Source organism: Lysobacter oryzae DSM 21044 (genome assembly GCF_059568595.1).
This window is the reverse complement of sequence record NZ_JCANTQ010000014.1, coordinates 19,172-41,583: the sequence shown is the minus strand read 5'-3', so window position 1 is coordinate 41,583 and position 22,412 is coordinate 19,172. Positions and strand designations below refer to the sequence as shown.

Here is a 22,412-nt window from a genome sequence, read left to right as displayed (position 1 = left end):
TGGGCTGCCGCGCCCGCGTTTGCCATGTCCGCGCCCGGTCGCGTCCAATGTCCCGGGTGACCGACGCCACTGCCCCCGCCGTCCCCTTGCCGCCCGACGCGCCCGGCCCGCGCCGCTGGTTCGTCTACCTGATCGAATGCAGCGACGGCAGCATCTACACCGGCATCGCCACCGACGTCGGCCGCCGCTACGCCATGCACGCCGCCGGCAAGGGCGCGCGCTACACGCGCTCGCGGCCGCCGCGGCGCCTGCTCGCCAGCTTCGCCTTCGCCGACCGTTCGTCGGCAAGCCGCGCGGAGTACGCGATCAAGCAACTCTCGCCCGCGCAGAAGCGCGCGGCCTGTTCCGAAGCCGCGCTGCCGGCGGCGCTGGCCGCGCGCCTGGCTGAGCACGCTGCGGGCTGAGGGTTCGCGGAGCGGCACGCGCCCATTCAGCGTGCGCGACGCGCACGAACGCGTCGATTCCACCGTGCTCCGCTCGTCGTAACAGGGAAGGCGCTACAAGTCTTCTTCCCTCTTCCACGACAGGAGCTTCCCAATGGCCTACATCGACGGCTTCGTGATGGCGGTGCCCACCGCCAACAAGGACAAGTTCATCCAGCACGCCAACAGCGGCGACTCGGTCTTCATGGAGAACGGCGCCACCCGCGTGCTCGAGTGCTGGGGCGATGACGTCCCCGACGGCAAGCTCACCGACTTCCGCCGCGCCGTGCAGGCCAAGGACGACGAGACGGTGGTGTTTTCCTGGATCGAGTGGCCCGACAAGGCCACGCGCGACGCAGGCATGGAAAAGGTGATGAAGGATCCGCGTGTGAGTCCGGAGAACAACCCCATGCCCTTCGATGGCAAGCGGCTGATCTATGGCGGCTTCGCGCCGGTGGTGGAACTGCAGTCGAAGCACTGAGTCGCAGCGGGCGGCACGTCCCGGCTCGTGCCGCCCGCGCGCATCAGGCCGCTTCGGCCGGGCGCGCCTCGCCCAGCAGGCGCCAGTTCATGCGCGGATAGCTGCCCAGCTGTCGCCCGAGCCGGCCGGTGATGAGCGTCAGGCGCTCGACCGTGCGCGCGAAGACCAGCGGGCCGGCATCGAGGTAGCGGAACGGCGTGCCCTCGGCCAGCGCCAGGAATTCGCTCTTGGCCGCGGCATCGTCACCGACGACCAGCACGTCGCTGTACGCCTCGCCGAAGCGCGGTGCGTCGAACACCTCGGAATAGACGTTCTTGAACGCCCCGACCACGCGCGCCTGCGGCAGACGCGCCTGCAGCAGCTCGGCGCTGCTCGCGTCCCAGGGCAGGATGTAATCCGAATAGTCGTGGTTGAACGGGTTGCTGATGTCGATCAGCAGCTTGCCCGCGAGGCGCTGTGCGTGCGCTTCGAGCATTTCGACCAGACCGTCGCGCAGGAAGATCGCCGGCAGCACCGCCCCTGCTGCGAACGCATCGGCGTAACTGCCGGCGTGCACGAGGCCGGCCGCGCCGCGCGCTTCCAGCATGGCCCGCGCCCGCAGCGGATCGCGCGAACCCAGCACCACCCGGCGTCCGGCGCGGGCGAACATGTCCGCGATGCGCACTCCCATGCGTCCGGCGCCGAGGACACCGAGTTCGAACGTGGTCGCGGACTGGGGGGCAGTGATGTTCATGCGGGCATTCCGTGGAGGAGTGGCCGGCACGATAGGCCCCGGCAGGTCGCCCGCTCAAACGAGTTTTTCTGGCCGGGGCGAACAGATTTCCTAAGCGCCGCGCGCCGCTTCCGCGAACAGCCAGTCGCGCACGGCGCGGATCCTGGGATGGTCGAGCGCGCCGGCAACATGCAGCACGTAATAGCCGCAGCGCGTGGCCTGCGCGCCAGCGAACGGCCGGACCAGGCGACCCGCGGCGAGGTCCGCCGCGACCGCGACGCTACGGCCCAGCGCGATGCCCTGCCCGTCGAGCGCGGCCTGGATGGCCAGCACGGTCGAGTTGAACTGCAGTCCGCGCGCGGCATCCACGCCGGTCACTCCATGGGCCGCCAGCCAGGTGCGCCAGCTTGGGAACGCCGGATCGAAGTCGATGGCGGTGTCGTGGATCAGCGTCATCGCACGCAGCTGCTCGACCGCTAGCGACGATTCGCCCAGCGCCAGCAACGCCGGACTACAGACAGGAAAGATCTCCTCGTCCAGCAGCTTCTCCGATTCGAACCCCGGGTACTGGCCGAAGCCATAGCGCACGCCGAGGTCGATCCCCTCGACGGCGTAGTCCGAGAGCCGGTTGCTGGTATCCAGGCGCAGGTCGAGGTCGGGATACGCCTCGCGGAAGCGCTCGATCCGCGGCAGCAGCCATTTCGCCGCGAAGGAGATCGGCACGGTCAGCGTGACCACGGCATCGCGGTAATCGCCCTTCATCCGGCCCAGCGCCGCGGCGAGGTGCGCCAGACCCTTCTGCACTTCCGGATAGGCCTCGATCGCCTGCGGCGTCAGGCTCACGCCCGTCGGGGCGCGCACGAACAACCGGGTACCGAGGTAATCCTCCAACGTCCGCACCTGCTGGCTGATCGCCGACGGGGTGACATGCAGTTCCTCCGCCGCCGCGCCGAAGCTGAGGTGGCGCGCCGCCGCTTCGAAAGCGCGCAGCGCGTTGAGGTGGACCGGCGTCTGGCGGGAGGCGGGCATGCGGGCTGCGCGACCACTACGGAAAGGACGCCGGGAGCTTACCGGCACCGCGACAGGAAACGCAGGTGTGCTGCGGTCAAGCCAGTCGCGCGCCGATCTCCGCGACGAGTTGCGCGGCCGGCACCGGGCGGCAGCGGAACCCGCCCTGCCCCGCCCACAGCGGCGAGAAGTCGCCGCTGCCGAGGCGCTCGGCGGCGGCGCGCAGCGGTGCGATGGCGGTGGCGGCGAGCGGGAAGTCGGGGGCCCGTGGATCGATCGGACCCAGTTCGCGCATCAGCCGGTTGACGATGCCGCGCGCGGGCCGGCCGGTGAACAGGTTGGTGAAGGCCGTCAGCCGATCGCCATCGCGCTCCAGCGCGCGGCGATGCACGGCGCTTGTCGTGGCTTCCGCGCACAGCAGGAACGCGGTGCCGAGCTGCACGCCGGCGGCTCCCAGCGCGACGTATTCCAGTGCGTCGTCCGCGCCACCGATGCCGCCGGCGGCAATCACCGGCACGCGCACCGCCTGCACCAGCTGGCGCACCAGCGCGCGGGTAGCCAGCGCGCCATCGAGCACATTGCCGAGGAAATGGCCGCGATGGCCGCCCGCTTCGCTGCCTTGCGCGATCACCGCGTCGACGCCGCGCGCTTCCAGCCAGCGCGCTTCCTCGACGGAGGTCGCCGTGGCGAGCACGCACGCGCCCCAGCCGCGCACGCGCGCGAGCAGCTCGTCAGCAGGCAGCCCGAAGTGGAAGCTCACCACCGGCGGGCGGAATTCCTCCAGCACATCGGCCGCGTCGTGGTTGAACGGCGTACGCGCCGGTGCGGCTGGCAGGGTCGCGGCATCGATGCCGAACTCGGCGTAATACGGCGCCAAAGCGGCGCGCCAGCGTGCTTCGCGCTTTGCGTCGGGCACCGGCGGCGCATGGCAGAAGAAGTTGACGTTGTAGGGCTGGCTGGTGCGCGAGCGCAGTGCGGCGAGCTCGGCGCGCAGTGCCTCCGGGCCCAGCATCGCGGCAGGCAGCGAACCCAGCCCGCCGGCGTTGCTGACCGCCACCGCGAGCGCGTGGTCCTGCACCCCGGCCATGGGCGCCTGGATGAGCGGGACGGCGATCCCAAGGCGATCGGGCAGCGTCATTGCGCAAGCTTGTCACAGCCGGCGCACGCTGTCCGCTGCGCCTGCACGGGCGCGCGCGGCGTCATCAGCCGCGCCGGCTCAGCGCGCCATGCACTGCTTCCAGCGCTGCTGCACCCGCGCCGCAAACCACGCGGTGGTCAGCTTGCGGGTGATCTTGGGACTGCGGAGGTCGATCTGCGGCAGGCGCGCGCGGGCGAGCGGACCACCGGCCTTGCGTTCGGCGATGGCGAAGACGCTGCGGTAGAGCGCGGTGTCCTCGAACGCGAGCGTGCGCCCTTGCTGCAGGTCGGCGCGGATGGCGACCGCATCCATGCCGAGTCGTCCGGCCATGCCGCGCAGTGCGGTTTCGGTCGCGCCCGGCGCGTCCATCGATGCGCCCGGCGCGAGCAGGTCGCCATCGAGCGCCAGCTCGCGGCCCGCGGCGAGCCCCGCGGCGCGCTGGAACGCCGCATTGCGGCTCGCATACCAGCCGGCGTTGAAATCGGCGAAGCGATGCAGCGGCTGCGGGTAGTGCGCGGGATAAGCGAGCAGGTGGCGGATTCCGAAGTACAGGCCGCCGCGACGGCTGAATACCTCGTGCCGGATCGAGCCGTCGACCGGATAGGGATAGCCGCGGGCATTGCGTTCGGCAAAGGCGATGCTCACCTGCATCGGCCCGCCGGTGCGCACCGGGTTGAAGCCACCCAGCAGGCGGCGTCCAAGCGGCACGCGCTGGATCATCTCCTCGAACAGCGCCGACAACTGCTGCTCGGTGCGCAGCGCGTCGATGCGCTCGCCGTAGGTGCGCCCGTCCGGCGAGCGCACGTCCAACGCGGCGGCCACCATGAAGGCGGGGACGTGCAGGCGCGCGGCGCGACGATCGATTTCCCCACGCGCGATCCTGGGCAAACCCGGCACGGGAGGATCGGCGCGGTAGGTGGACTCCTGCTCGACCACCGCGAGCACCGCGCACAGGTTGCTGCTGGTGGGCGCCAGTTCCTGTGCCGCGAACGCCGCCTGGATGTCGCGCGCCCAGCCGGCGCGGTCGGGCACGCTGCGCGGCAGCTTGCGCATCAATTCCGCGCGCACTTCCTCGGGCGTGGGGCCGCGCTGCAGGTCGCAGCCGGCCATGCCGGCCAGCGCCAAGAACAGGGCCAGCAGGGCACTAACCCGTCGTGGAGTCGAGGGCGTCATCCGCATGGTCGGCGAAGTCACGGGGCCAGCAGGCACCGCCCGCGTTCAGCCGACACGCCCTCCCGCATGCCGTGCACTCAGCCCGCCTTGGCCGCGGCGATCTCGCGCAGCGCCCGCTCGAAGACTTCGACCGGCTGGCCGCCGGAAATCAGGTGGCGCTGCTCGATGATGATCGCCGGCACCGCATTGATGCCGTGCTGCTGGAAGAACTGCTCTTCCAGGCGCACGTCATCGGCGTAAGCGTCCGAGCCGAGGATCGCGCGCGCACGATCTTCGGGGAGGCCGACGTGGCGCGCGACATCCAGCAGCACCTGGTGGTCCGCGACATTGCGCCCTTCGGTGAAATAGGCACGCAGCAGGGCGTGCTTCAACGCCGCCTGCCTGCCTTCGAGACCGGCCCAGTGCAGCAACCGGTGCGCGTCGAAGGTGTTGTAGGTGCGGGTGCGCCGCGCCATGTCGAAGGTGAACCCCAGCGCCGCGCCACGCTGGCGGATCGCTTCCTGGTTCGCGGCGAGTTGTTCGGCGGACATGCCGTACTTCTGCTGCAGGTGCGTGGCGATGTCCTCGCCTTCGGCGCCCAGTTGGGGATTGAGTTCGAACGGACGGAAATGGATCTCCGCCCGCACTTCCCCGCCCAGCCGCTGCAACGCCTGTTCGAGCGAGACCAGCCCGATCGCACACCATGGACAGACCACGTCCGAGACGAAATCGATGCGCAGCGGCACAGGCGCGCTCATCCCTGCACCATCGGCAACTTCAACCCCTGCTCCTTCGCGCACTGCTGCGCGATCGCGTAGCCCGCGTCGGCGTGGCGCATGACGCCGGTGCCCGGGTCGTTCCACAGCACGCGGGCGATGCGCTTGTCGGCTTCGACCGTGCCGTCGCACACGATGACCACGCCGGAGTGCTGCGAGTAGCCCATGCCGACACCGCCGCCGTGGTGCAGCGAGACCCAGGTCGCGCCGCCGGCGACGTTGAGCATGGCGTTGAGCAGCGGCCAGTCGGACACGGCATCGGAACCGTCGCGCATCGCTTCGGTCTCGCGGTTGGGCGAGGCGACCGAGCCGCTGTCGAGGTGGTCGCGGCCGATCACCACCGGCGCCTTGAGCTCGCCGTTGCGCACCATCTCGTTGAAGGCCAGGCCGAGCATGTGGCGCAGGCCCAGGCCGACCCAGCAGATGCGCGCGGGCAGCCCCTGGAAGCTGATGCGCTCACGCGCCATGTCGAGCCAGCGGTGCAGGTGCGGATCGTCGGCGATGATCTCCTTCACCTTGGCATCGGTCTTGTAGATGTCTTCGGGATCGCCGCTCAGCGCGACCCAGCGGAACGGGCCCACGCCGCGGCAGAACAGCGGGCGCACGTAGGCCGGCACGAAGCCGGGGAAGTCGAACGCGTTGGTGCAGCCTTCGTCCTTGGCCATCTGGCGGATGTTGTTGCCGTAGTCGACCGTGGGAATGCCCTGCGCATGGAAGGCGAGCATCGCCTCGACGTGCACGCGCATCGACTTCTTGGCGGCGTCGCGGACCCTGGTCGGGTTGCTCTTCTGTTCTTCCAGCCATTGCTCGACCGTCCAGCCGATCGGCAGGTAGCCGTGCACCGGATCGTGCGCGGAGGTCTGGTCGGTGACGCAGTCCGGGCGCACGCCGCGCCTCACCAGTTCCGGCAGGATTTCGGCGGCGTTGCCGAGCAGCGCGATCGACCTGGCTTCGCCGGCGGCGGTGTACTTCGCGATGCGGGCGAGTGCGTCGTCGAGGTCGGCGGCCTGCTCGTCGACGTAGCGCGTGCGCAGGCGGAAATCGATGCTGGCCTGGCGGCATTCGATGGTGAGCGAACTCGCACCGGCGAGCGAAGCGGCCAGCGGCTGCGCGCCGCCCATGCCGCCCAGGCCGGCGGTGAGGATCCACTTGCCCTTGAGGCTGCCGTTGTAGTGCTGGCGCCCCATCTCGACGAAGGTCTCGTAGGTGCCCTGCACGATGCCCTGAGAACCGATGTAGATCCACGAACCGGCCGTCATCTGGCCGTACATCATCAGCCCCTTCTTATCGAGCTCGTTGAAGTGCTCCCAGGTCGCCCAGTGCGGCACCAGGTTGGAATTGGCGAGCAGCACGCGCGGCGCATCGGGATGCGTGGGGAAGATCCCGACCGGCTTGCCCGACTGCACCAGCAGCGTCTCGTTGTCTTCCAGGTGGCGCAGCGATTCGAGGATCGCGTCGTAGCTTTCCCAGTCGCGCGCGGCGCGGCCGATGCCGCCATAGACGACGAGTTCGGCCGGGTTCTCGGCGACTTCGGCGTCGAGGTTGTTCTGCAGCATGCGGTACGGGGCTTCGGTCAGCCACGACTTGCAGTTGAGCGTGGCGCCGCGCGGCGCGCGGATGCTGCGGGACGGGTCGCGGCGGGTCGACATGGACGGATTCCTGGCGGTGCGAAGGTTGGAAAAATTATCGCGCCGGGCACTCGCCGGCATCCATCGGTTGGCGCGGTCGGGCGGCGCAGGAATGGCGCCGGAAGTGCGGATTCCCGCCCGAACGGAGGCTTTTGTATACGCTGTACACATGCCACCCGCCCTGCCGACCGCCGAACGCATCCTGCGCGCCGCCCGCACCCTGTTCGAACGCGGCGGCGCCGATGCCGTGCGCATGCGCCGCGTCGCCGAGGCGGTCGGGCTGACGCCGATGGCGATCTACCGCCACTTCCCCAATCGCGAGGCGTTGCTCAAGCGCATCAGCGACGACAGCTTCGACGAGATCGCGCGGCACTGGATCGCGCGCAACCAGGGTGGCGACGTGATGGCGCGGGTCATCGGGTTGCAGCGCATCTATCTCGACTACGCGTTGTCGCACCCGCACCTGTTCGACCACGCGTTCTCGGCACGGCGCGCGGATGCACGCCGGTTCCCCGAGGACTTCCATGCCGGGCGCTCACCGACGCTGACGGTCGCCGCCGCTGCGGTCGCCGAGGCCATGCAGGCGGGCCTGCTGCAACAGGACGATCCCTGGGACGTGGCGATGACGCTGTGGGCGCACACGCACGGACTGGTCGCGCTGTATCGCGCCGGTCGCTTCAGTTACGACGAGGCGCAGTTCCGGCGCTTCTACGAGGCGTCACTGCAGCGACTGCTGGAGGGATTGAAGCCCTAGCGCGCAGGGCCTGAAGACAAAACGCCCGGCGATTGCCGGGCGTTGTCGCGGGCGGTGCGCGCGTCAGTGGATCGACGGATCCAGTTTGCGCAACGCATCGGCGATGTTGACCTCGCCGGTCCGGTCCATGTCCTCGCGGGTGTAGGCCCGGCCGATCGCGCCATTGCTGCACGCGCGCTGCTTGCGGGTATCGGTGCCGCTGCTGATGCGGGTACCGGTCTGGCGCAGGCAGCGGTGGCCGTTGGGATCCGGCTTCTTCGCGTCCTGCTGCACCGAAACCGTGTCGGTGGCCGGCTGCGGCTGTGCCGCCTGCGCTGCGCCGGCGACGGCGAGGGCGCCCACCAGAATGATCGATAGCTGCTTCATGGCAGCCTCCAGGAAAGTGCTCCGGAACTCCACCATACGCCCCTGTGTCGCCGACGGCGTGGGTTGCGAACGGCGGGGCGCGCGGTGCGTCAGCTGCGGTTCGGCTTGCCGGCCGGAGCGCCGCAATCGGCGCGCCCAGCGGTGAAGGCGGCCACCTCTTCGGCCGTCGCCGGCCGCGGGTCCACGCCGTCGTCGAACAGCACGCGCCAGACGCCATCGGCGTCCTTGTGCCAGACCGAGTGGAAGGCGCCGATGTGGTAGCGCTGCTTGGCCGCGGGGTCGAGCACCTCGAACAGGCTCGGGCCACTCGACCACGCCGTGTCGGGGATGCCGGGCGCAATGGTCACGCGGGTCGGATACCAGCGCAGGGCCATGCGCTTGCCCTCGATGAGCGGCGCCCAGCGCTTGGCGATGGCGTCACGGCCGCGGTTGGGTTCGCGCGTGCTGGCGCCGAACGCGGCGTGCTCGCCCACGTGCCCGGCGAACGCCACTGCATCGTGCTCGGCCACGGAACGGGCGAAGCTCAGCTCGCGCTGCCAGACCGCGCATTCGTCGGGGCTGAGTTGCGGGAGCGCTGCGGGTTCGGCGCTCCATGCCGCGAGCGGGGCGAGGAGTAGGCCGGTGCAGGCAATCGAACGAAGGCGCATGGCAGGTTCCGGGGTTTGCGTGATCGGCCGGCATCTTGCCAGCCGCGCAGCGCCCTGCGCCCTGCAATAGTTGTCGCTTGGCATCGCTGGCATGATCGCGCGATGCGCTCGATCCGACTACCGGCACTTGCCGCCTTCCTCGCCCTGCTGCTGACCGCCTGCGCATCCGCGCCCGATCGCGTGGTGGCACCTGAACTGGCCCCGGTGCTGATGGTGTCGATCGACAGCTTCCGCGCCGATTACCTGGACCGCGGCATCACCCCGAACCTGTCCCGCCTCGCGCGCGAAGGCGTGCGCGCGCGCTGGATGAATCCGTCGTACCCGTCGCTCACCTTCCCCAACCATTACACGCTGGTCACCGGGCTGCGGCCGGATCGACACGGGATCGTGCACAACACCATGCGCGATCCGGTCCTGGGCGATTTCAGCAACTCCAATGAGCAGGCGGTCCGCGATCCGCGCTGGTGGGGCGGCGAGCCGATCTGGGTCACCGCGGAAAAGGCCGGCTTGCGCACCGCCACGCTGTTCTGGCCGGGCAGCGAGGCGCCGATCAACGGCACCTGGCCGACCGACTGGATGAAGTACGACGACGGCATGCCGATGGCACAACGCGTCGACACAGTGCTGCAGTGGCTGTCGCGCCCGGCCAGCGAGCGGCCGCGACTGACGACCCTGTATTTCAGCGCGCTCGACCACGCCGCGCACGACTTCGGTCCCGATTCGCCGCAGACCGATGCGATGCTCGGGCAAATCGATGCGGCGATCGGCAGGTTGCTGGACGGATTGCAGGCGCGCGGCCTGCGCGAACGCATCAACCTGATCGTCGTGTCGGACCACGGCATGGCGCCGGTGCCGTACGCGCATGCCTTCGATGTCGGATCGCTGGTCGATCCGCGCATCGCGAGCTACCTCACTTACGGCGAGGTGCTCGGTTTCGTGCCGCAACCGGGCCGCGAATCGGACGCGGAATGGGCCCTGCTCGGCCGCCATGCCCATCACGAATGCTGGCGCAAGGGCGACCTGCCGGCGCGCTGGCATTACGGCGCCAACCCGCGCATCCCGCCGATCGTGTGCCAGGTCGACGTGGGCTGGGACGCGGAGACGCCGTCGCGCCTGGCGCGGCGCAAGCCCGGCACCACGCGCGGCGCGCACGGTTTCGACCCCGCCGACCCGACCATGCGCGCGCTGTTCATCGCGCAGGGCCCCGCCTTTCGACACAACGTCGAACTGGGGCCGTTCGACAACGTCGATGTCTATCCGATGCTCGCGCGACTGCTCGGCGTCGCGCCGCAACCCAACGACGGCGACATCGCCCCGCTGCTGCCGGCATTGAAATAGGCGCCGCGAAATATTGCGCCGCGCCGGCAGGTCGAACGCGCCCCGCGCGCCATGGCCAGCGGCGCGCGAGCGGTTGCCCGCGGTTGCGCGCGCGCCCATTTTCGTCGAGCGATCGTTGCGCGCCGCCCTTGGACCTCGATGTCCGAATCCGGCGAGTCCGGGCGACGGCGCGGTGCTAGCCTGCGCGCATGTCGCTCCCCGCCACCGCCACGACCGTCCCCGATGCGCAGACCTGCGAGCAGGCGCGTCGCAGCCGCGATCCGCGCTTCGACGGACTGTTCTACACCGCGGTCCTGAGCACCAGGATCTATTGCCGCCCGGTCTGTCCGGCGCCCATGGCCAAGCGCGTCGTGTACTACCCCAGCGCCGCGGCCGCCGAAGCCGCGGGGTATCGGCCCTGCCTGCGCTGCCGCCCCGAACTGTCGCCCGGCGACGGCGCGTGGCGGCGTGGCGACGAGGTGGTGGCGCGCGCGCTCAAGCTGATCGACCAGGGCGTGCTGGACGAGGCACCGCTGGCGACGCTCGCGGCGCGCGTGGACATCGGCGAACGCCAACTGCGTCGTCTGTTCGTGGACCGCCTGGGCGTGCCGCCGACCGGCGTGCAGGGCACGCGCCGACTGCTGTTCGCCAAGCAACTGCTCACCGAATCCGCACTGCCGGTCACCGAGGTGGCGCTGGCCGCGGGTTTCGGCAGCCTGCGCCGCTTCAACGCCGCCTTCCTCGAGGCCTACCGCATGGCGCCGCGCGACCTGCGCAAGCAGCGCGCCGAAGTTCCGGGGGAAACGCTGACGCTCCGGCTGGGTTACCGGCCGCCGTACGACTTCGCAGCGATGCTCGACTTCCTGCGCGGGCGCGCGCTGCCCGGCGTGGAAGTGGTCGACGGCGACAGCTATTCGCGCGTGATCGGTCCGGCCGAAGCGCCGGGCTGGTTGCGCGTGTCGCCATGGCCTGTGGGCAGCCGGTACACCGACGAGCACGCGCTCAAGCTCGAGCTGCATGGCGCGCGTCCGGCGCAGATGCTGGACATCGTGAACCGGTTGCGGCGCATGTTCGATCTCGACGCCGACCCGCAGGCGATCGCCGAAGCACTCTCGACCGATGCGCGGCTGCGTCCGCTGCTGAAGCGCCGTCCCGGGCTGCGCGTGCCCAGCGGCTGGGATGGGTTCGAGATCGCCGTGCGCGCGATCATCGGCCAGCAGATCAGCGTCGCCGGTGCACGCACGCTCGCTTCGCGGCTGTCGCAGCGGTTCGGGCAGCCGTTGCCGGCGCCGTTCGCGGCGGGGCTTGAGCATCTGTTCCCGACCCCGGAGGCTTTGGCTGACGCCGATCTCGCCGCGATCGGCCTGACCCGGGCGCGCGCCGAGACCGTGCGCACCATGGCGCGCGCGCTGCTGGACGGGCGCGTGGACTTCAAACCCGAACGCACGCTCGACGACTTCACCGCGCGCTGGGTCGAACTGCCCGGCATCGGCCCCTGGACCGCGCACTACATCGCGTTGCGCGCGCTGGGCCATCCCGATGCGTTTCCAGCCGACGACCTGGTGCTGCAGCGCGCGGTGCCGAACGACGGTTCGCGCATGAGCGCGAAGGCGCTGACCGCGCGTTCGGAAGCATGGCGGCCGTGGCGCGCGTATTCGGTAATCCAGTTGTGGAAGGACTCGATGAACGTGCCGAAGGCGAAGGCCGCCGCATGAGCGTGAGCTACCGTTACATCGACAGTCCGGTGGGACCGTTGCTGATCGCCGGCGACGATGCCGGCGTGCAACTGGTCGAATTCCATGCGCCCCGTCATCCGTTCGCACGCCGACCCGACTGGCGCGAAGGCGACAATCACGTGCTGCGATTGCTGCAGGAACAGCTGGCGGAATACTTCGCCGGCCGGCGCCATCGCTTCGACCTGCCGCTGGCGCCGCAAGGCACCGACTTCCAGCGCCAGGTGTGGTGGGAACTGGCCAACATCCCGTTCGGCGCCACGATCAGTTACGCCGACCTTGCGCAGCGCGTGGGCCGGCCGACCGCGACGCGGGCGGTGGGCGCGGCCAACGGCCGCAATCCGATCCCGATCGTGCTGCCCTGCCATCGCGTGATCGGCGCGGACGGCAGCCTCACCGGCTTTGGCGGCGGCTTGCCGACCAAGGAATTCCTGCTGCGGCTGGAAGGCGCGCTGCCGCGCGAAGCCGACCTGTTCGCGTAACTATGCCAGCAGGGCGCGCATGACCGCGCGGAAGCGCGCGGCTATGGCCTCGCGGTCCCGATGTACGCCGTTGCGCACGACCTGGTGGCCACCGACGTACACGTCGCGCACCAGGTTGCGGTTGCCGCTGAAGATCCAGCGATCGATCGCATCGCTCGCGCTCGCGCTCGCACCCGCGAACTGCGGGGCATCGCTGTCGAGCACCAGGCAATCGGCGAACTCGCCCGCCGCGAGCGTGCCGATGGCGTGGCCGCTTGATCGCGCCGCGCTCGCCAGCGCATCGCGCAGCAGGGTCTCGCCGACGCTGCTCGAATCCGCGCGCACCGCGATGTTGCGATGGCGCGTGGCCAGCCGCTGGCCGTATTCCAGCCAGCGTAATTCCTCGACCGGCGACACCGAGATGTGCGAATCCGAGCCGATGCCCCAGGCGCCCCCCGCATCGAGATAGTCGCGCAGCGGGAACAGGCCGTCGCCGAGATTGCCCTCGGTGGTGGTGCAGATCGCGACCGTGGCGCCGCTGCGGGCGATGCCCTGGGCTTCCGTATCGGTGAGATGGGTGGCGTGCACCAGCGTCCAGCGCGCGTCGACGTCGGCGTTCGCCAGCAGCCACTCGACCGGGCGCGCATCGCGTAGCGCGAGGCAGTCCTGGACCTCGCCGATCTGCTCGGCGATATGGATGTGGATGCGGCTGTCCTGCGGCAACGCCTGCAGCACCTGCCGCATCGCCTCCGGCGGGACCGCACGCAGGCTGTGCAGGGCACACCCGATGCGCAGCGCATCGTTCTCATCGGCGCGCAGCGTGTCGAGCAGGCGCAGGTAGCCGTCGACGTCGTGGCCGAAGCGCTTCTGGCGTTCGCCCAGGGCGCGCCCGTCGAATCCGCCGGTCATGTACAGCACCGGCAGCAGGGTCAGGCGGATGCCGGTGTCGCGCGCGGCGGCGACCAGCGCGCGCGACATCGCGGCCGGATCGGCATAGGCGCGGCCATCGGGCGCGTGGTGCAGGTAGTGGAATTCGCAGACCGTGGTGTAGCCGGCCTCCAGCATCTCCGCGTACAGCTGCGAGGCGACGGCGTGCAGCGAATCGGGATCGAAGCGCGCCGCGAACCGGTACATCGTTTCGCGCCAGGTCCAGAACGAATCGCTGGGATTGGTCTGGCGCTCGGCCATGCCCGCCATCGCACGCTGGAAGGCATGCGAATGCAGGTTGGCGATGCCCGGCACCACCCAGCCATCACTGCCGCTCGGCTCGGCCGTGCGACGCCGTACGATCCGGCCGTCGTCATCGATGTCGAATCCGGCATCGGCCTGCCATCCGGCCGGTGTCCACTGCATGGCGGCGTCGAAGGTCTTCATGCCGGCCATTCTCGCCCATCGGGCTCGGACGCGCGCACGGACGCTGCGGCTGGACGGCTAGAATCCGGCCATGAGCACACTTCCATTCGACGGCCTCGTCCTCGGCGCGAGCCTCGCGACACTCGATGACGCCAGCGGTTACGGCGAGATCCGCGATGGTGCACTGGCGTGGCGTGATGGGGTCCTGGCCTTCGTGGGACCTCGCGCGCAACTACCGGGCGAGCCGCATGCATTGGCGCGCACGGTGATCGAGACCGAGGGCTGGATCACGCCGGGGCTGGTCGACTGCCACACCCACCTGGTGTTCGCCGGGGATCGCGCGCGCGAATTCGAGTTGCGCCTGCAGGGTGCCAGCTACGAGGAAATCGCCCGCGCCGGCGGCGGCATCGTGTCCACGGTGCGCGCCACGCGCGAAGCCGACGAAGCCGAACTCTTGCGACAATCGCTGCCGCGTGCCCGCGCCCTGCTCGCCGACGGCGCGACCACGCTGGAGATCAAGTCGGGCTACGGACTCGACTTCGACAACGAACGCAAGATGCTGCGCGTTGCGCGTGCCCTGGGCGAGACCCTCGGGATCAGCGTGCGCACCACCTATCTCGCCGCGCACGCACTGCCGCCGGAGTTCCTGGACCGCGCCGACGACTACATCGCCGCCGTGTGCGAATGGCTGCCGCGCCTGCATGGCGAAGGCCTGGTGGACGCCGTAGATGCCTTCTGCGAAGGGATCGGTTTCAGTCCGGCGCAGACGCGGCGCGTGTTCGACACGGCGCGCGCACTGGGATTGCCGGTGAAGCTGCATGCGGACCAGCTCAGCGACCTGGGGGGCGCGGCGCTGGCAGCGGAATTCAACGGGCTGTCCGCCGACCATGTCGAGCACACCTCGTTGGATGGCGTGCGCGCGATGGCGAAGAACGGCACCGTCGCGGTGCTGCTGCCGGGTGCCTTCCACGTGCTGCGGGAGACGAAGCTGCCGCCGCTGCAGGCGTTCCGCGAGCACGGCGTACCCATTGCCGTGGCGACCGACTGCAACCCGGGTACGTCGCCGTTGTTGTCGCTGCGTCAGGCGATGCAGCTGGCCTGCACGCACTTCCGCCTGACGCCGGAGGAAGCGCTGCGGGGTGCGACTACCCATGCGGCGCGCGCGCTCGGCTTGCACGATCGTGGCGTGCTGCGCCCAGGCATGCGTGCCGACTTCGTCCGCTGGGACGTGGGCCATCCCGCCGAGCTGGGTTACTGGCTGGGTGGAAGCCTCGCACGGCAGGTGTACGCCGGCGGCCACGCGGTCTGATGTCCCTGCTGCCCTGGCAACGACAACGCTTACTGGAGAACGCATGAAACCGATCGCTGCCGCACTCGTGGTTTCGCTGGCGCTGTGCGTCGCCCAGGCTCAGGCAGCCGATGCCGCGCGGCGGCTCGCGCAGGACGCCATCGTCGTGGATACCCACATCGACGCGCCCAGTGAATTGCTCGACCACTGGTACGACCTAGGTCTGCCCACCGCTGCGCGCGAATTCGATTACCCCAAGGCGCGGGACGGCGGCCTGGATGTCGCCTTCATGTCGATCTACACGTCCGCCGACGAGGACGAAGCCGGCACGGCGTGGCAGGCCGCCAACACGCAGATCGATGCAGTCGAGGCGCTGGCGCAGCGCCATCCGGACCGGTTCGCGCTGCTGCGCTCGCCCCGGGATCTCAAGCGCGTGCAGCGCGGCGGCAAGGTGCTGCTCGCGCTCGGCATGGAGAACGGCGCGCCGATCGGCGACGACCTCGCGCAACTGGCGGCATTCCGCGACCGCGGCGTGCGTTACATCACCCTCGCCCACGGCCGCAACAACCGCATCAGCGATTCGGCGACCGACGTCGCGCCGCGCTGGCACGGCTTGAGTCCGTTTGGACGCGATGTGGTGAGGGAGATGAACCGCCTCGGCATCATGGTCGACGTCTCGCACCTGTCCGAGGACGCGATCCGGCAGGCGGTCGAGTCGAGCAGCGTGCCGGTGATCGCCAGCCACTCGGCGCTGCGGCATTTCACCCCCGGCTTCCAGCGCAACATCAGCGACGAGAACGTCAAGGCGATCGCGGCGAAGGGCGGCGTGGTGCAGGTGCCGTTCGGCAGCATCTTCATCGATGCGGAGGCCGCGAAAACCTATTCGGCCTTCCTGCGCGAGCGCGAGGCGTTCCGGAAGGCGAAGCTGGCGGCGCTCGCTGCCGGCAAGCCGGTGGCCGGCACGGAGCCGCAATTCCCGAAACTGCAGCCGACCTCGATCAACGCGGTGCTCGACAACATCGACCGCGTGGTGCAGCTCGCGGGCGTCGACCACGTCGGCATCGGTTCCGACTTCGACGGCGTGAACGGCGCGCTGGCCGCGGAACTGCGCACGGTCGCCGATTACCCCGAGCTGGTGGCGGGATTGCAGCAACGTGGCTACCGCGACGCCGACATCCGCAAGATCCTGGGCGGCAACCTGCTGCGCGTCTGGAGCGACGTGGAGCGCGCGGCCCGGCGCTAAGGCGGGATCCAGACAATAAAAAAGCCCCGCGATGCGGGGCTTTTTTCGTCCAGCGAAGATCGCCTCAGGCGGCGGTCTTCTTGGTCACGGCCTTCTTGGCCGGGGCCTTGGAAACGGTCTTCGTCGCGGCCTTCTTCGCAACCGGCGCGGCGGCGGTGCCGGTGGCCTTGGTCACGGCCTTGGCACTGCGGGCATTGCCGTAGCTGGAGTTGTAGCGCTTGCCCTTGGCGGTCTTGCGGTCGCCCTTACCCATGTTCGTGCTCCTGAAGCTGTCTAAGTCCGCACTGCGGGTGCGGGGGTTACGAGAAATCGCGTCGCGCGCGAGACCGCGAAGTCTAGCACGCGACTGATGGCCTCGAGCCCCGGGTCGACCGCCTGGAGGAAAGCCCCCTTGGTAAGGGGGCGCGGCGAAGCCGCGGGGATCGGAAGCGCATAGCGGGGCCCGAAGTTTGCACGGCAAACTTTGGGACTGACCGTGCGGAGCACGGTCAGTGCGCGCAGCTCGCGTCGTGCACGTGCCCGTGATTGAGGCGCAGGTTGGCCAGGTGCGCCATGCCCACGAGGGTGCCACCAAAGGTCATGGCGATGGCATGCGGCACGAGGGCGTGGTGCAGCGGGTCGTAGAGGACGCCAACCCACAAGACCGCCAACCCCGGCAGCAGCATGCCCAGCGCGCGCACCGCGCCATGGCGGCGATAGCCCCAGATTACGCTGAACAGGCCCAGCAGCGTGGCGAACAGCACGAAGCCGCGTTCGAAGTTGTCCCCGAGCCACGCGGCGACGCCCAGCGACGGCAGCACCGCGATCACGAGCGGCAGCAGTGCGCAATGGAGCGCGCACAACAGCGAGCCGACCGCTCCCAGCCGGTCCAGATGGAACCGGGCGGCGCGGCGGGGTTTGGGGGCGAAATCGCTCATCGCGTTATATTGTAACAGTTGCACGTGTGCCGCCCGCTACGACGCGGCGTCGAAAACGGCCCGCTCGACCTCGTGGGCAGGGTGCGATCGGCGCACGGCGGGGATGACCTGGGCCAACAGCGCACAACCGGCCAGGGTCCACACGATCAGGGCGCCGCTGGGCAGGTCCAGGACCGCCGAGAGCCCAAGCCCAAGCACGTACCCCAGCGCACCAATGGCATAGGCCGCGACGAGGCGACCACGACCCTTCATTCCTGCCGTCGCCAGCGCGGGCACGATCAGGCTGGCGAAGACCAGATAGACACCGACCAGCTGCACTGAGGCGGTGATCGCCAAGGCAAACAGGGCATAGAACAGCAACCCGGCAAGCCGGCCGCCACGCAGCCACATGAAGGCGAGCAGCGCCACTGACAACACGGCCGCCGGAATCAGCTGCGCATAGCTGACCCAGAGGATCTGGCCCACCAGCAGGTCCTTCAGGTGCTCGCCGCCTTGCGGGTTGTCCGCGAGCAGCAACAGGCCGCCGGTGGCCGCCAGCGCGAACAGCGTTCCGATCAGCGGCTCCTGGTATTCCGGCCAGCGCCGGTCCGTCCACGACAGCAGGCCGGCACCGGCCAGCGCGGCGGCGGCCGCGGCGACCTGCACGCCCAGGCCGTGCTCGTCGATGCCCAGGTACTGCGCGAGGATCACGCCGAGCCCGGCGATCTGCGCGATCGCCAGGTCGATGAAGATGATCCCGCGCGACAGCACCTGCTTGCCCAGCGGCACGTGCGTGGACAGCACCACGAGTCCGGCGACGCAGGCCGGGCCGAGAATGCTGAGATCGAGGCCTTCCCAGTTGAGTGTCACTTCGCCGCTCCCAGCAACTTGGCGATGGTGGAATCGAACAGGCCGAACAGATCCTTCGACTGCGCGTCGCCACCCACGGTGAAGGGCAGCGACACCGCCGGCACGCCGGTACGCCCGGACAGCCACTCAGACGGCTTGCCGTCCTGGTAGGCCGCACGCACGATCGCCAGGGTGTGGCCGTTCTTGGTGGTCGCGATCAGGCCCGCCAGGTGCGCGCTGGTCGGCGGCACGCCCGGCTTGGGTTCCAGCGCGCCGATCTGGTTCATGCCCAGCCAGTCCCACAGATAGACCCAGCTGATGTGGTGGACGACGACATTGCGGCCCTTGAGCGGTGCCGCCTGCGCCTTCCACTTCGCCATCGCGGCGAGCCAGCGCTTGCTGAAATTGTCGAGGCGCTGCTGGTAGCTGGACGCATTGGCCGGATCCAGCTGCGCCAGGCGCGCATCGAGCGCCTTGGCGATGACCAGCACGCGGCGCGGATCCATCTGCACGTGCGGATTGCCGTCGGGATGCACGTCGCCGTAGGCGCGGTCGAGCGCGGTCGGCTTCTCCAGCGTCTTCACCTGCATCGCCGCCATGAAGTTGCCGGCGCCCGAGGCGATCTTCGAATTGCCGGACTGGCGGATGAGCTGCGGCAGCCAGCCGACTTCGAGTTCGGCACCGGTGCACACCAGCAGGTCGGCGCTGCGTACCTTGGCGATCAGGCTGGGCTTGGCCTCGATCTGGTGCACGTCCTGCAACGCGGACGTACCGACGTCGAGGTCGACCTTGTCGCCGGCCAGTTCCTGCACCAGCGAACCCCATTCCGGTTCGCAGGCGAACACCCTCAACTTGGCCTGCGCGGGCGTCGACACCAGCGTGGCGAGCAGCAATGCGGGGATGGCGAAGAATTTCATGGATGCGTTCCTCGGAACTTAGAACTTGTGCGCGCCGTGCGCGCCAAGGCTGGTCTGATATTGGACGGTGACGGCGTTGTCGCTGTCGCCGGCGTTGGGCTTGTCGTGGCTCAGCTGCAGGCGGAACAGGCTGAATTCGCTGTTGCGCCAGGTCAGCTCGGCGCTGTGGCGATACGGATCGAAGTCGCTGGCATACGGCCCGCCCGCATCCGCCCACAGCTTGTCGTAGCGGTAACCGACGTCCCACAACCGGTTGAGGCGATACACCGCCTCGACGTAACCGCCGCGGCGCTGCCCGTCCCACGCCGAGGTGATGGTCTCGTCGGCGGGATCGATGAAGATGCCGTTGCGGTCGTCGCGGAAGTACTCGCTGCGCAGGGTGACGCCGCCGTCCTTGAAGTTGCCCTGCGGCGCCCATTTCCACGTCGCGTCGGCGACGTAGACCTTGGCGTCGCCATTGAAGCCGTCCTCGCCGCCTGCGGTCCTGGTCTTCAGCACCGACACGCCGGCGAGCCACTCGTTCTCGGCGCCGACGTCGCCGCCGACATGCGCGAACAGCGTGCGTGTACCGAGACCACCGCCCTGCGCGCCGCCGCTCGGATAGTTCTGGCCGCGCAGCACTTCGCCACCGACTTCGAACAGCAGGCTGGTCGGCGCGACCCAGCGCAACTGCACGCCGTCGTCGCCGTACTGGCCGCCGAGGAAAGCCTGGTACGCGAGCGGGCGGTCGAAGAAATTGTCGGTATGCGCGTGGTGGCTGTTGAGATAGCCGATGTTGGAGAAGAAGCGGCCCATGCGCAGGTTGAAGCCCGCGGGCAGCGCCGTGGTGTCGATGTAGGCCTCTTCGACGCCGAGGTGATCCTCGCCGTCCTCGCTTTCCATCGCGACGGTGAGCTGGCCGTAGAACTTGTCGTCGATGTTGGCTGCGAAGGAAAGCTCGCTCTCGCCGAGCGAGAAACCGTTCGCGCTGGGACCGCCCTCGCCGGCCAGCGGGAAGCCGGCGCGCGCATAGCGCTCCGGATCGAGCGAGTGATGCGAGTAGCTGCCGTTGAGGATGATGCTGATCGCCGGATTGAACGCGTTGCCGTTGGCGCCGCTGGCGCTGGCGGTGCCAGCGGAGGCGGCGACGGCCGCGGTGGCATCGGCGCCCGCATCGGTGGTTGCCGGCGGCTGCGCTTCAGGCGTGTCGGCCGGTGTCGCCGCGAGCGCATCGATCTCGGCTTCCTCGTTGCTGGCCGGCGCGGCGGGCGGCGTCACGGCGGAGGGCTGGGATTTCAACGCCTGCAGTTCGGCCTGCAGGACCTTGACCTGGGCTTCGAGCGCCTCGATGCGGCGGTCGGTGGCCGGGTCGGCGAAGGCCGGGGACGCGCCAAGGGCGCTGAGGACACCGAGGGCAAGCAGGGATTTCCGCATGGGGCGCACGGGCTCGTTGGAGGCCCGACCAAGCCGGGCGAATTGTCAGGATGTAATAACATAACAATGCCCGAGATCCGGTCAATAGGCGCTTGGGCATCCCGACGCGCGGCCATTCAGTTCGCCCGGCCCGAGAAATGGGTGTATATACACGCATATGCCCGGACCGACGCCCGCCTCCAGCCCCTGCACCTGCTTCCGCCTGCGCAAGCTCTCGCGCCTGGTGAGCCAGCGCTACGACCGCGAACTCGCGCCCGCCGGCCTCAACATCAACCAGTACTCGATCCTGCGTCGCGCCCAGCGCAAGCCACGCCCCGTCGGCGAGCTGGCGCGCGAGCTGGGGATGGATCGCACCACGCTGACGCGCGACCTCAAGCCACTCGTCGCAGCGGGTTGGATCGAACTCGTCCAGGGCGCCACCGATGCACGCCAGCGTTGCATCAGCGTCACTGCCGCGGGCAAGGCGGCGCTCGATACTGCCGCACCGCTGTGGCGCCGCGCGCAAGACGCGGTTGACGCGCTGCTGGGCACCGCTGGCGTCGGCGTCCTGCACGACCACCTCGATCACGCCATGCAACAGCTCGAAGGCAGCCGATCCGAATGACGACCGCACCCGCAAGCACCGCGACGCCGACCCGGCACTACTGGCCCCTGGTGATCGCCGCCACGGCGATGCTGATGGTGACGATGGGCATCCGTCAGTCGATGGGCCTGTTCGTCAGTCCGATCGGCAAGGCGACCGGGCTGGGCATCGCGCAGATCAGCTTCGCCCTGGCGATCGGCCAGTTCGTATGGGGCGCGGTGCAGCCGGTGTTCGGCGCGGTCGCCGACCAGAAGGGGCCCGGACGCGTGCTGGTCATCGGCGGCCTGCTGCTGGTGGCGGGTACGGCGCTGGTGCCGTTCTTCGATTCGCAATTCGGCCTGCTGCTGACGCTCGGCGTGCTGACCGCCGCCGGTGCCGGCGCCGGAAGTTTCTCGGTGCTGATCGGCGCCACGGCGCAACACGTGCCGGCGACGAAGCGTTCGATGACCGGTGGCGTGATCAACGCCGGTGGTTCGCTCGGGCAGTTCCTGTTCGCGCCCTTCACCCAGGCGCTGATCAGCGCGTTCGGCTGGGCCGCGGCGATGTGGGCATTGGCGATCGCGGCGCTGTCGACGCTCCCGCTGGCGTGGCCGCTGCGGCGACGTGCGGCTTCGGCATCGGCAGCCGTGGTGGCGGCAGCGGCGCCAACCGGGATGACGCTGCGCGAACAGATCGGCGTCGCCCTGCGCGATCGCAGCTACTGGATGCTGCACATCGGGTTCTTCACCTGCGGCGTGCACATCGCCTTCCTCGTCACCCACTTGCCGACGGAAATCGCGATGTGCGGCCTGTCGCCGCAGGTCTCCGCGATCAGCCTGGGCCTGATCGGGCTGTTCAACATCGGCGGCAGCCTCGGCATCGGCTGGCTGGGTCAGCGCTACCGGATGAAGCACCTGCTGGCGCTGATGTACGCGAGCCGCGCCGCCCTGATCGCGGTGTACCTGGTGTCGCCGCCGACACCGATGACGTTCTTCCTGTTCGCCGCCGGCCTGGGATTGACCTGGCTGGCCACCGTGCCGCCGACCGCGGGCCTGGTCGGCAAGCTGTTCGGCCCGCGCTATCTCGGCACGCTGTTCGGGCTCACCCTGTTGTCGCACCAGATCGGCGGCTTCCTGGGCGCGTGGGTCGGCGGCCTCGTGGTCGAACGCTTCGGTGGCTACACCTGGATGTGGTACGCCGACATCGTGCTCGCCCTGCTGGCCGCGGCGGCCAATCTGCCCATCCGCGAAGCGAAGCCGGTGTTGCAGCCGGCGACCGCCTGATCCAAATCGCGAG

The 22,412-nt window shown here is 69.5% G+C and carries 24 protein-coding genes; 10 read left to right on the top strand and 14 right to left on the bottom strand.

The features are described 5' to 3' along the window. Positions 1 to 56 precede the first annotated feature (56 nt). Both BP05_RS14110 and BP05_RS14105 read left to right on the top strand, forming a co-directional pair. Entirely contained in the window at positions 57 to 404 is a 348-nt protein-coding gene (locus BP05_RS14110; protein ID WP_496364554.1) for a GIY-YIG nuclease family protein, read from the top strand. A 133-nt stretch (positions 405 to 537) separates the two neighbouring features. Then, positions 538 to 903, top strand: a complete 366-nt coding sequence (locus BP05_RS14105; RefSeq protein ID WP_496364552.1) for a DUF1428 domain-containing protein — start codon at positions 538 to 540, stop codon at positions 901 to 903. Between the two features lie 43 nt (positions 904 to 946). On the opposite strand, the gene BP05_RS14100 is transcribed toward BP05_RS14105, so the two are convergent. From BP05_RS14100 to hutU, 6 genes are all read right to left on the bottom strand, one after another. Further along, positions 947 to 1,636: an NADPH-dependent F420 reductase gene (locus BP05_RS14100; RefSeq protein ID WP_496364550.1), complete on the bottom strand. Its 690-nt coding sequence runs from the start codon at positions 1,634 to 1,636 to the stop codon at positions 947 to 949. Between the two features lie 90 nt (positions 1,637 to 1,726). After that, the gene (gene gcvA, locus BP05_RS14095; RefSeq protein ID WP_496364549.1) at positions 1,727 to 2,644 is read right to left on the bottom strand and encodes a transcriptional regulator GcvA; all 918 of its coding nucleotides are present in this window, start codon (positions 2,642 to 2,644) and stop codon (positions 1,727 to 1,729) included. 76 nt (positions 2,645 to 2,720) lie between these two features. Then, a complete protein-coding gene (locus BP05_RS14090; RefSeq protein ID WP_496364547.1) occupies positions 2,721 to 3,761 on the bottom strand; it encodes an NAD(P)H-dependent flavin oxidoreductase in 1,041 nt (346 codons plus the stop codon). Positions 3,762 to 3,839: 78 nt separating this feature from the next. Further along, positions 3,840 to 4,934, bottom strand: coding sequence for a DUF1615 domain-containing protein (locus BP05_RS14085; protein WP_496364973.1), 1,095 nt, complete (start codon positions 4,932 to 4,934; stop codon positions 3,840 to 3,842). Between the two features lie 77 nt (positions 4,935 to 5,011). Next, positions 5,012 to 5,671, bottom strand: a complete 660-nt coding sequence (locus BP05_RS14080) for a DsbA family oxidoreductase (RefSeq protein WP_496364545.1) — start codon at positions 5,669 to 5,671, stop codon at positions 5,012 to 5,014. Further along, positions 5,668 to 7,338 (bottom strand): urocanate hydratase, encoded by a 1,671-nt coding sequence (gene hutU, locus BP05_RS14075; protein ID WP_496364543.1) that lies wholly within the window; start codon positions 7,336 to 7,338, stop codon positions 5,668 to 5,670. The genes BP05_RS14080 and hutU overlap by 4 nt, the downstream gene beginning before the upstream one ends. A gap of 148 nt (positions 7,339 to 7,486) precedes the next feature. Between hutU and BP05_RS14070 the strand changes: the two genes are divergently transcribed. Continuing rightward, on the top strand, positions 7,487 to 8,071 hold the full coding sequence (locus BP05_RS14070) for a TetR/AcrR family transcriptional regulator (RefSeq protein ID WP_496364541.1): 585 nt from the start codon (positions 7,487 to 7,489) through the stop codon (positions 8,069 to 8,071). A 63-nt stretch (positions 8,072 to 8,134) separates the two neighbouring features. On the opposite strand, the gene BP05_RS14065 is transcribed toward BP05_RS14070, so the two are convergent. Together BP05_RS14065 and BP05_RS14060 are read right to left on the bottom strand one after the other, a co-directional pair. Then, on the bottom strand, positions 8,135 to 8,437 hold the full coding sequence (locus BP05_RS14065; RefSeq protein WP_496364539.1) for a hypothetical protein: 303 nt from the start codon (positions 8,435 to 8,437) through the stop codon (positions 8,135 to 8,137). 89 nt (positions 8,438 to 8,526) lie between these two features. Further along, a complete protein-coding gene (locus BP05_RS14060; protein ID WP_496364537.1) occupies positions 8,527 to 9,084 on the bottom strand; it encodes a YybH family protein in 558 nt (185 codons plus the stop codon). A 102-nt stretch (positions 9,085 to 9,186) separates the two neighbouring features. Between BP05_RS14060 and BP05_RS14055 the strand changes: the two genes are divergently transcribed. The 3 genes from BP05_RS14055 to BP05_RS14045 all read left to right on the top strand — a co-directional run bounded on the left by BP05_RS14055 (position 9,187) and on the right by BP05_RS14045 (position 12,616). Then, the gene (locus tag BP05_RS14055) at positions 9,187 to 10,422 is read left to right on the top strand and encodes an alkaline phosphatase family protein (RefSeq protein ID WP_496364535.1); all 1,236 of its coding nucleotides are present in this window, start codon (positions 9,187 to 9,189) and stop codon (positions 10,420 to 10,422) included. A gap of 188 nt (positions 10,423 to 10,610) precedes the next feature. Beyond that, positions 10,611 to 12,116 carry an AlkA N-terminal domain-containing protein gene (locus tag BP05_RS14050; RefSeq protein ID WP_496364533.1) on the top strand — a complete coding sequence of 502 codons (1,506 nt, stop codon included), beginning with the start codon at positions 10,611 to 10,613 and terminating at the stop codon, positions 12,114 to 12,116. Then, a complete protein-coding gene (locus tag BP05_RS14045) occupies positions 12,113 to 12,616 on the top strand; it encodes a methylated-DNA--[protein]-cysteine S-methyltransferase (RefSeq protein ID WP_496364531.1) in 504 nt (167 codons plus the stop codon). Before BP05_RS14050 ends, BP05_RS14045 begins: the two co-directional genes overlap by 4 nt. Here BP05_RS14045 and BP05_RS14040 read toward each other — a convergent pair whose 3' ends face one another. Then, positions 12,617 to 13,969, bottom strand: a complete 1,353-nt coding sequence (locus BP05_RS14040) for a formimidoylglutamate deiminase (RefSeq protein ID WP_496364529.1) — start codon at positions 13,967 to 13,969, stop codon at positions 12,617 to 12,619. It abuts the gene before it with no gap. Between the two features lie 70 nt (positions 13,970 to 14,039). Between BP05_RS14040 and hutI the strand changes: the two genes are divergently transcribed. Next, positions 14,040 to 15,257: an imidazolonepropionase gene (gene hutI / locus BP05_RS14035; RefSeq protein ID WP_496364527.1), complete on the top strand. Its 1,218-nt coding sequence runs from the start codon at positions 14,040 to 14,042 to the stop codon at positions 15,255 to 15,257. A gap of 43 nt (positions 15,258 to 15,300) precedes the next feature. After that, entirely contained in the window at positions 15,301 to 16,479 is a 1,179-nt protein-coding gene (locus BP05_RS14030) for a dipeptidase (protein WP_496364525.1), read from the top strand. A 64-nt stretch (positions 16,480 to 16,543) separates the two neighbouring features. On the opposite strand, the gene BP05_RS14025 is transcribed toward BP05_RS14030, so the two are convergent. The 5 genes from BP05_RS14025 to BP05_RS14005 form a co-directional block, all read right to left on the bottom strand. Then, on the bottom strand, positions 16,544 to 16,732 hold the full coding sequence (locus tag BP05_RS14025) for a 30S ribosomal protein THX (protein ID WP_496364523.1): 189 nt from the start codon (positions 16,730 to 16,732) through the stop codon (positions 16,544 to 16,546). A gap of 235 nt (positions 16,733 to 16,967) precedes the next feature. Then, on the bottom strand, positions 16,968 to 17,396 hold the full coding sequence (locus tag BP05_RS14020) for a MerC domain-containing protein (RefSeq protein WP_496364521.1): 429 nt from the start codon (positions 17,394 to 17,396) through the stop codon (positions 16,968 to 16,970). A gap of 36 nt (positions 17,397 to 17,432) precedes the next feature. Then, positions 17,433 to 18,245: a metal ABC transporter permease gene (locus BP05_RS14015; protein WP_496364519.1), complete on the bottom strand. Its 813-nt coding sequence runs from the start codon at positions 18,243 to 18,245 to the stop codon at positions 17,433 to 17,435. Continuing rightward, on the bottom strand, positions 18,242 to 19,141 hold the full coding sequence (locus BP05_RS14010; protein ID WP_496364517.1) for a metal ABC transporter substrate-binding protein: 900 nt from the start codon (positions 19,139 to 19,141) through the stop codon (positions 18,242 to 18,244). The genes BP05_RS14015 and BP05_RS14010 overlap by 4 nt, the downstream gene beginning before the upstream one ends. 18 nt (positions 19,142 to 19,159) lie before the next feature. After that, positions 19,160 to 20,554: a hypothetical protein gene (locus tag BP05_RS14005; RefSeq protein WP_496364515.1), complete on the bottom strand. Its 1,395-nt coding sequence runs from the start codon at positions 20,552 to 20,554 to the stop codon at positions 19,160 to 19,162. Positions 20,555 to 20,711: 157 nt separating this feature from the next. Here BP05_RS14005 and BP05_RS14000 point away from each other — a divergent pair, with 157 nt between their 5' ends. Both BP05_RS14000 and BP05_RS13995 read left to right on the top strand, forming a co-directional pair. Next, on the top strand, positions 20,712 to 21,158 hold the full coding sequence (locus BP05_RS14000; protein ID WP_496364513.1) for a MarR family winged helix-turn-helix transcriptional regulator: 447 nt from the start codon (positions 20,712 to 20,714) through the stop codon (positions 21,156 to 21,158). Then, positions 21,155 to 22,399, top strand: coding sequence for an MFS transporter (locus BP05_RS13995; protein ID WP_496364511.1), 1,245 nt, complete (start codon positions 21,155 to 21,157; stop codon positions 22,397 to 22,399). Before BP05_RS14000 ends, BP05_RS13995 begins: the two co-directional genes overlap by 4 nt. Positions 22,400 to 22,412 lie beyond the last annotated feature (13 nt).

What these genes read in the sequence shown, in the direction of transcription:
- BP05_RS14105 (WP_496364552.1), top strand. Translation starts at nt 538, where the DNA reads ATGGCCTACATCGACGGCTTCGTGATGGCGGTGCCCACCGCCAACAAG.
- BP05_RS14100 (WP_496364550.1), bottom strand. Translation starts at nt 1,636, where the DNA reads ATGAACATCACTGCCCCCCAGTCCGCGACCACGTTCGAACTCGGTGTC.
- gcvA (WP_496364549.1), bottom strand. Translation starts at nt 2,644, where the DNA reads ATGCCCGCCTCCCGCCAGACGCCGGTCCACCTCAACGCGCTGCGCGCT.
- BP05_RS14090 (WP_496364547.1), bottom strand. Translation starts at nt 3,761, where the DNA reads ATGACGCTGCCCGATCGCCTTGGGATCGCCGTCCCGCTCATCCAGGCG.
- BP05_RS14085 (WP_496364973.1), bottom strand. Translation starts at nt 4,934, where the DNA reads ATGACGCCCTCGACTCCACGACGGGTTAGTGCCCTGCTGGCCCTGTTC.
- BP05_RS14080 (WP_496364545.1), bottom strand. Translation starts at nt 5,671, where the DNA reads ATGAGCGCGCCTGTGCCGCTGCGCATCGATTTCGTCTCGGACGTGGTC.
- hutU (WP_496364543.1), bottom strand. Translation starts at nt 7,338, where the DNA reads ATGTCGACCCGCCGCGACCCGTCCCGCAGCATCCGCGCGCCGCGCGGC.
- BP05_RS14070 (WP_496364541.1), top strand. Translation starts at nt 7,487, where the DNA reads ATGCCACCCGCCCTGCCGACCGCCGAACGCATCCTGCGCGCCGCCCGC.
- BP05_RS14065 (WP_496364539.1), bottom strand. Translation starts at nt 8,437, where the DNA reads ATGAAGCAGCTATCGATCATTCTGGTGGGCGCCCTCGCCGTCGCCGGC.
- BP05_RS14060 (WP_496364537.1), bottom strand. Translation starts at nt 9,084, where the DNA reads ATGCGCCTTCGTTCGATTGCCTGCACCGGCCTACTCCTCGCCCCGCTC.
- BP05_RS14055 (WP_496364535.1), top strand. Translation starts at nt 9,187, where the DNA reads ATGCGCTCGATCCGACTACCGGCACTTGCCGCCTTCCTCGCCCTGCTG.
- BP05_RS14050 (WP_496364533.1), top strand. Translation starts at nt 10,611, where the DNA reads ATGTCGCTCCCCGCCACCGCCACGACCGTCCCCGATGCGCAGACCTGC.
- BP05_RS14045 (WP_496364531.1), top strand. Translation starts at nt 12,113, where the DNA reads ATGAGCGTGAGCTACCGTTACATCGACAGTCCGGTGGGACCGTTGCTG.
- BP05_RS14040 (WP_496364529.1), bottom strand. Translation starts at nt 13,969, where the DNA reads ATGAAGACCTTCGACGCCGCCATGCAGTGGACACCGGCCGGATGGCAG.
- hutI (WP_496364527.1), top strand. Translation starts at nt 14,040, where the DNA reads ATGAGCACACTTCCATTCGACGGCCTCGTCCTCGGCGCGAGCCTCGCG.
- BP05_RS14030 (WP_496364525.1), top strand. Translation starts at nt 15,301, where the DNA reads ATGAAACCGATCGCTGCCGCACTCGTGGTTTCGCTGGCGCTGTGCGTC.
- BP05_RS14025 (WP_496364523.1), bottom strand. Translation starts at nt 16,732, where the DNA reads ATGGGTAAGGGCGACCGCAAGACCGCCAAGGGCAAGCGCTACAACTCC.
- BP05_RS14020 (WP_496364521.1), bottom strand. Translation starts at nt 17,396, where the DNA reads ATGAGCGATTTCGCCCCCAAACCCCGCCGCGCCGCCCGGTTCCATCTG.
- BP05_RS14010 (WP_496364517.1), bottom strand. Translation starts at nt 19,141, where the DNA reads ATGAAATTCTTCGCCATCCCCGCATTGCTGCTCGCCACGCTGGTGTCG.
- BP05_RS14005 (WP_496364515.1), bottom strand. Translation starts at nt 20,554, where the DNA reads ATGCGGAAATCCCTGCTTGCCCTCGGTGTCCTCAGCGCCCTTGGCGCG.
- BP05_RS14000 (WP_496364513.1), top strand. Translation starts at nt 20,712, where the DNA reads ATGCCCGGACCGACGCCCGCCTCCAGCCCCTGCACCTGCTTCCGCCTG.
- BP05_RS13995 (WP_496364511.1), top strand. Translation starts at nt 21,155, where the DNA reads ATGACGACCGCACCCGCAAGCACCGCGACGCCGACCCGGCACTACTGG.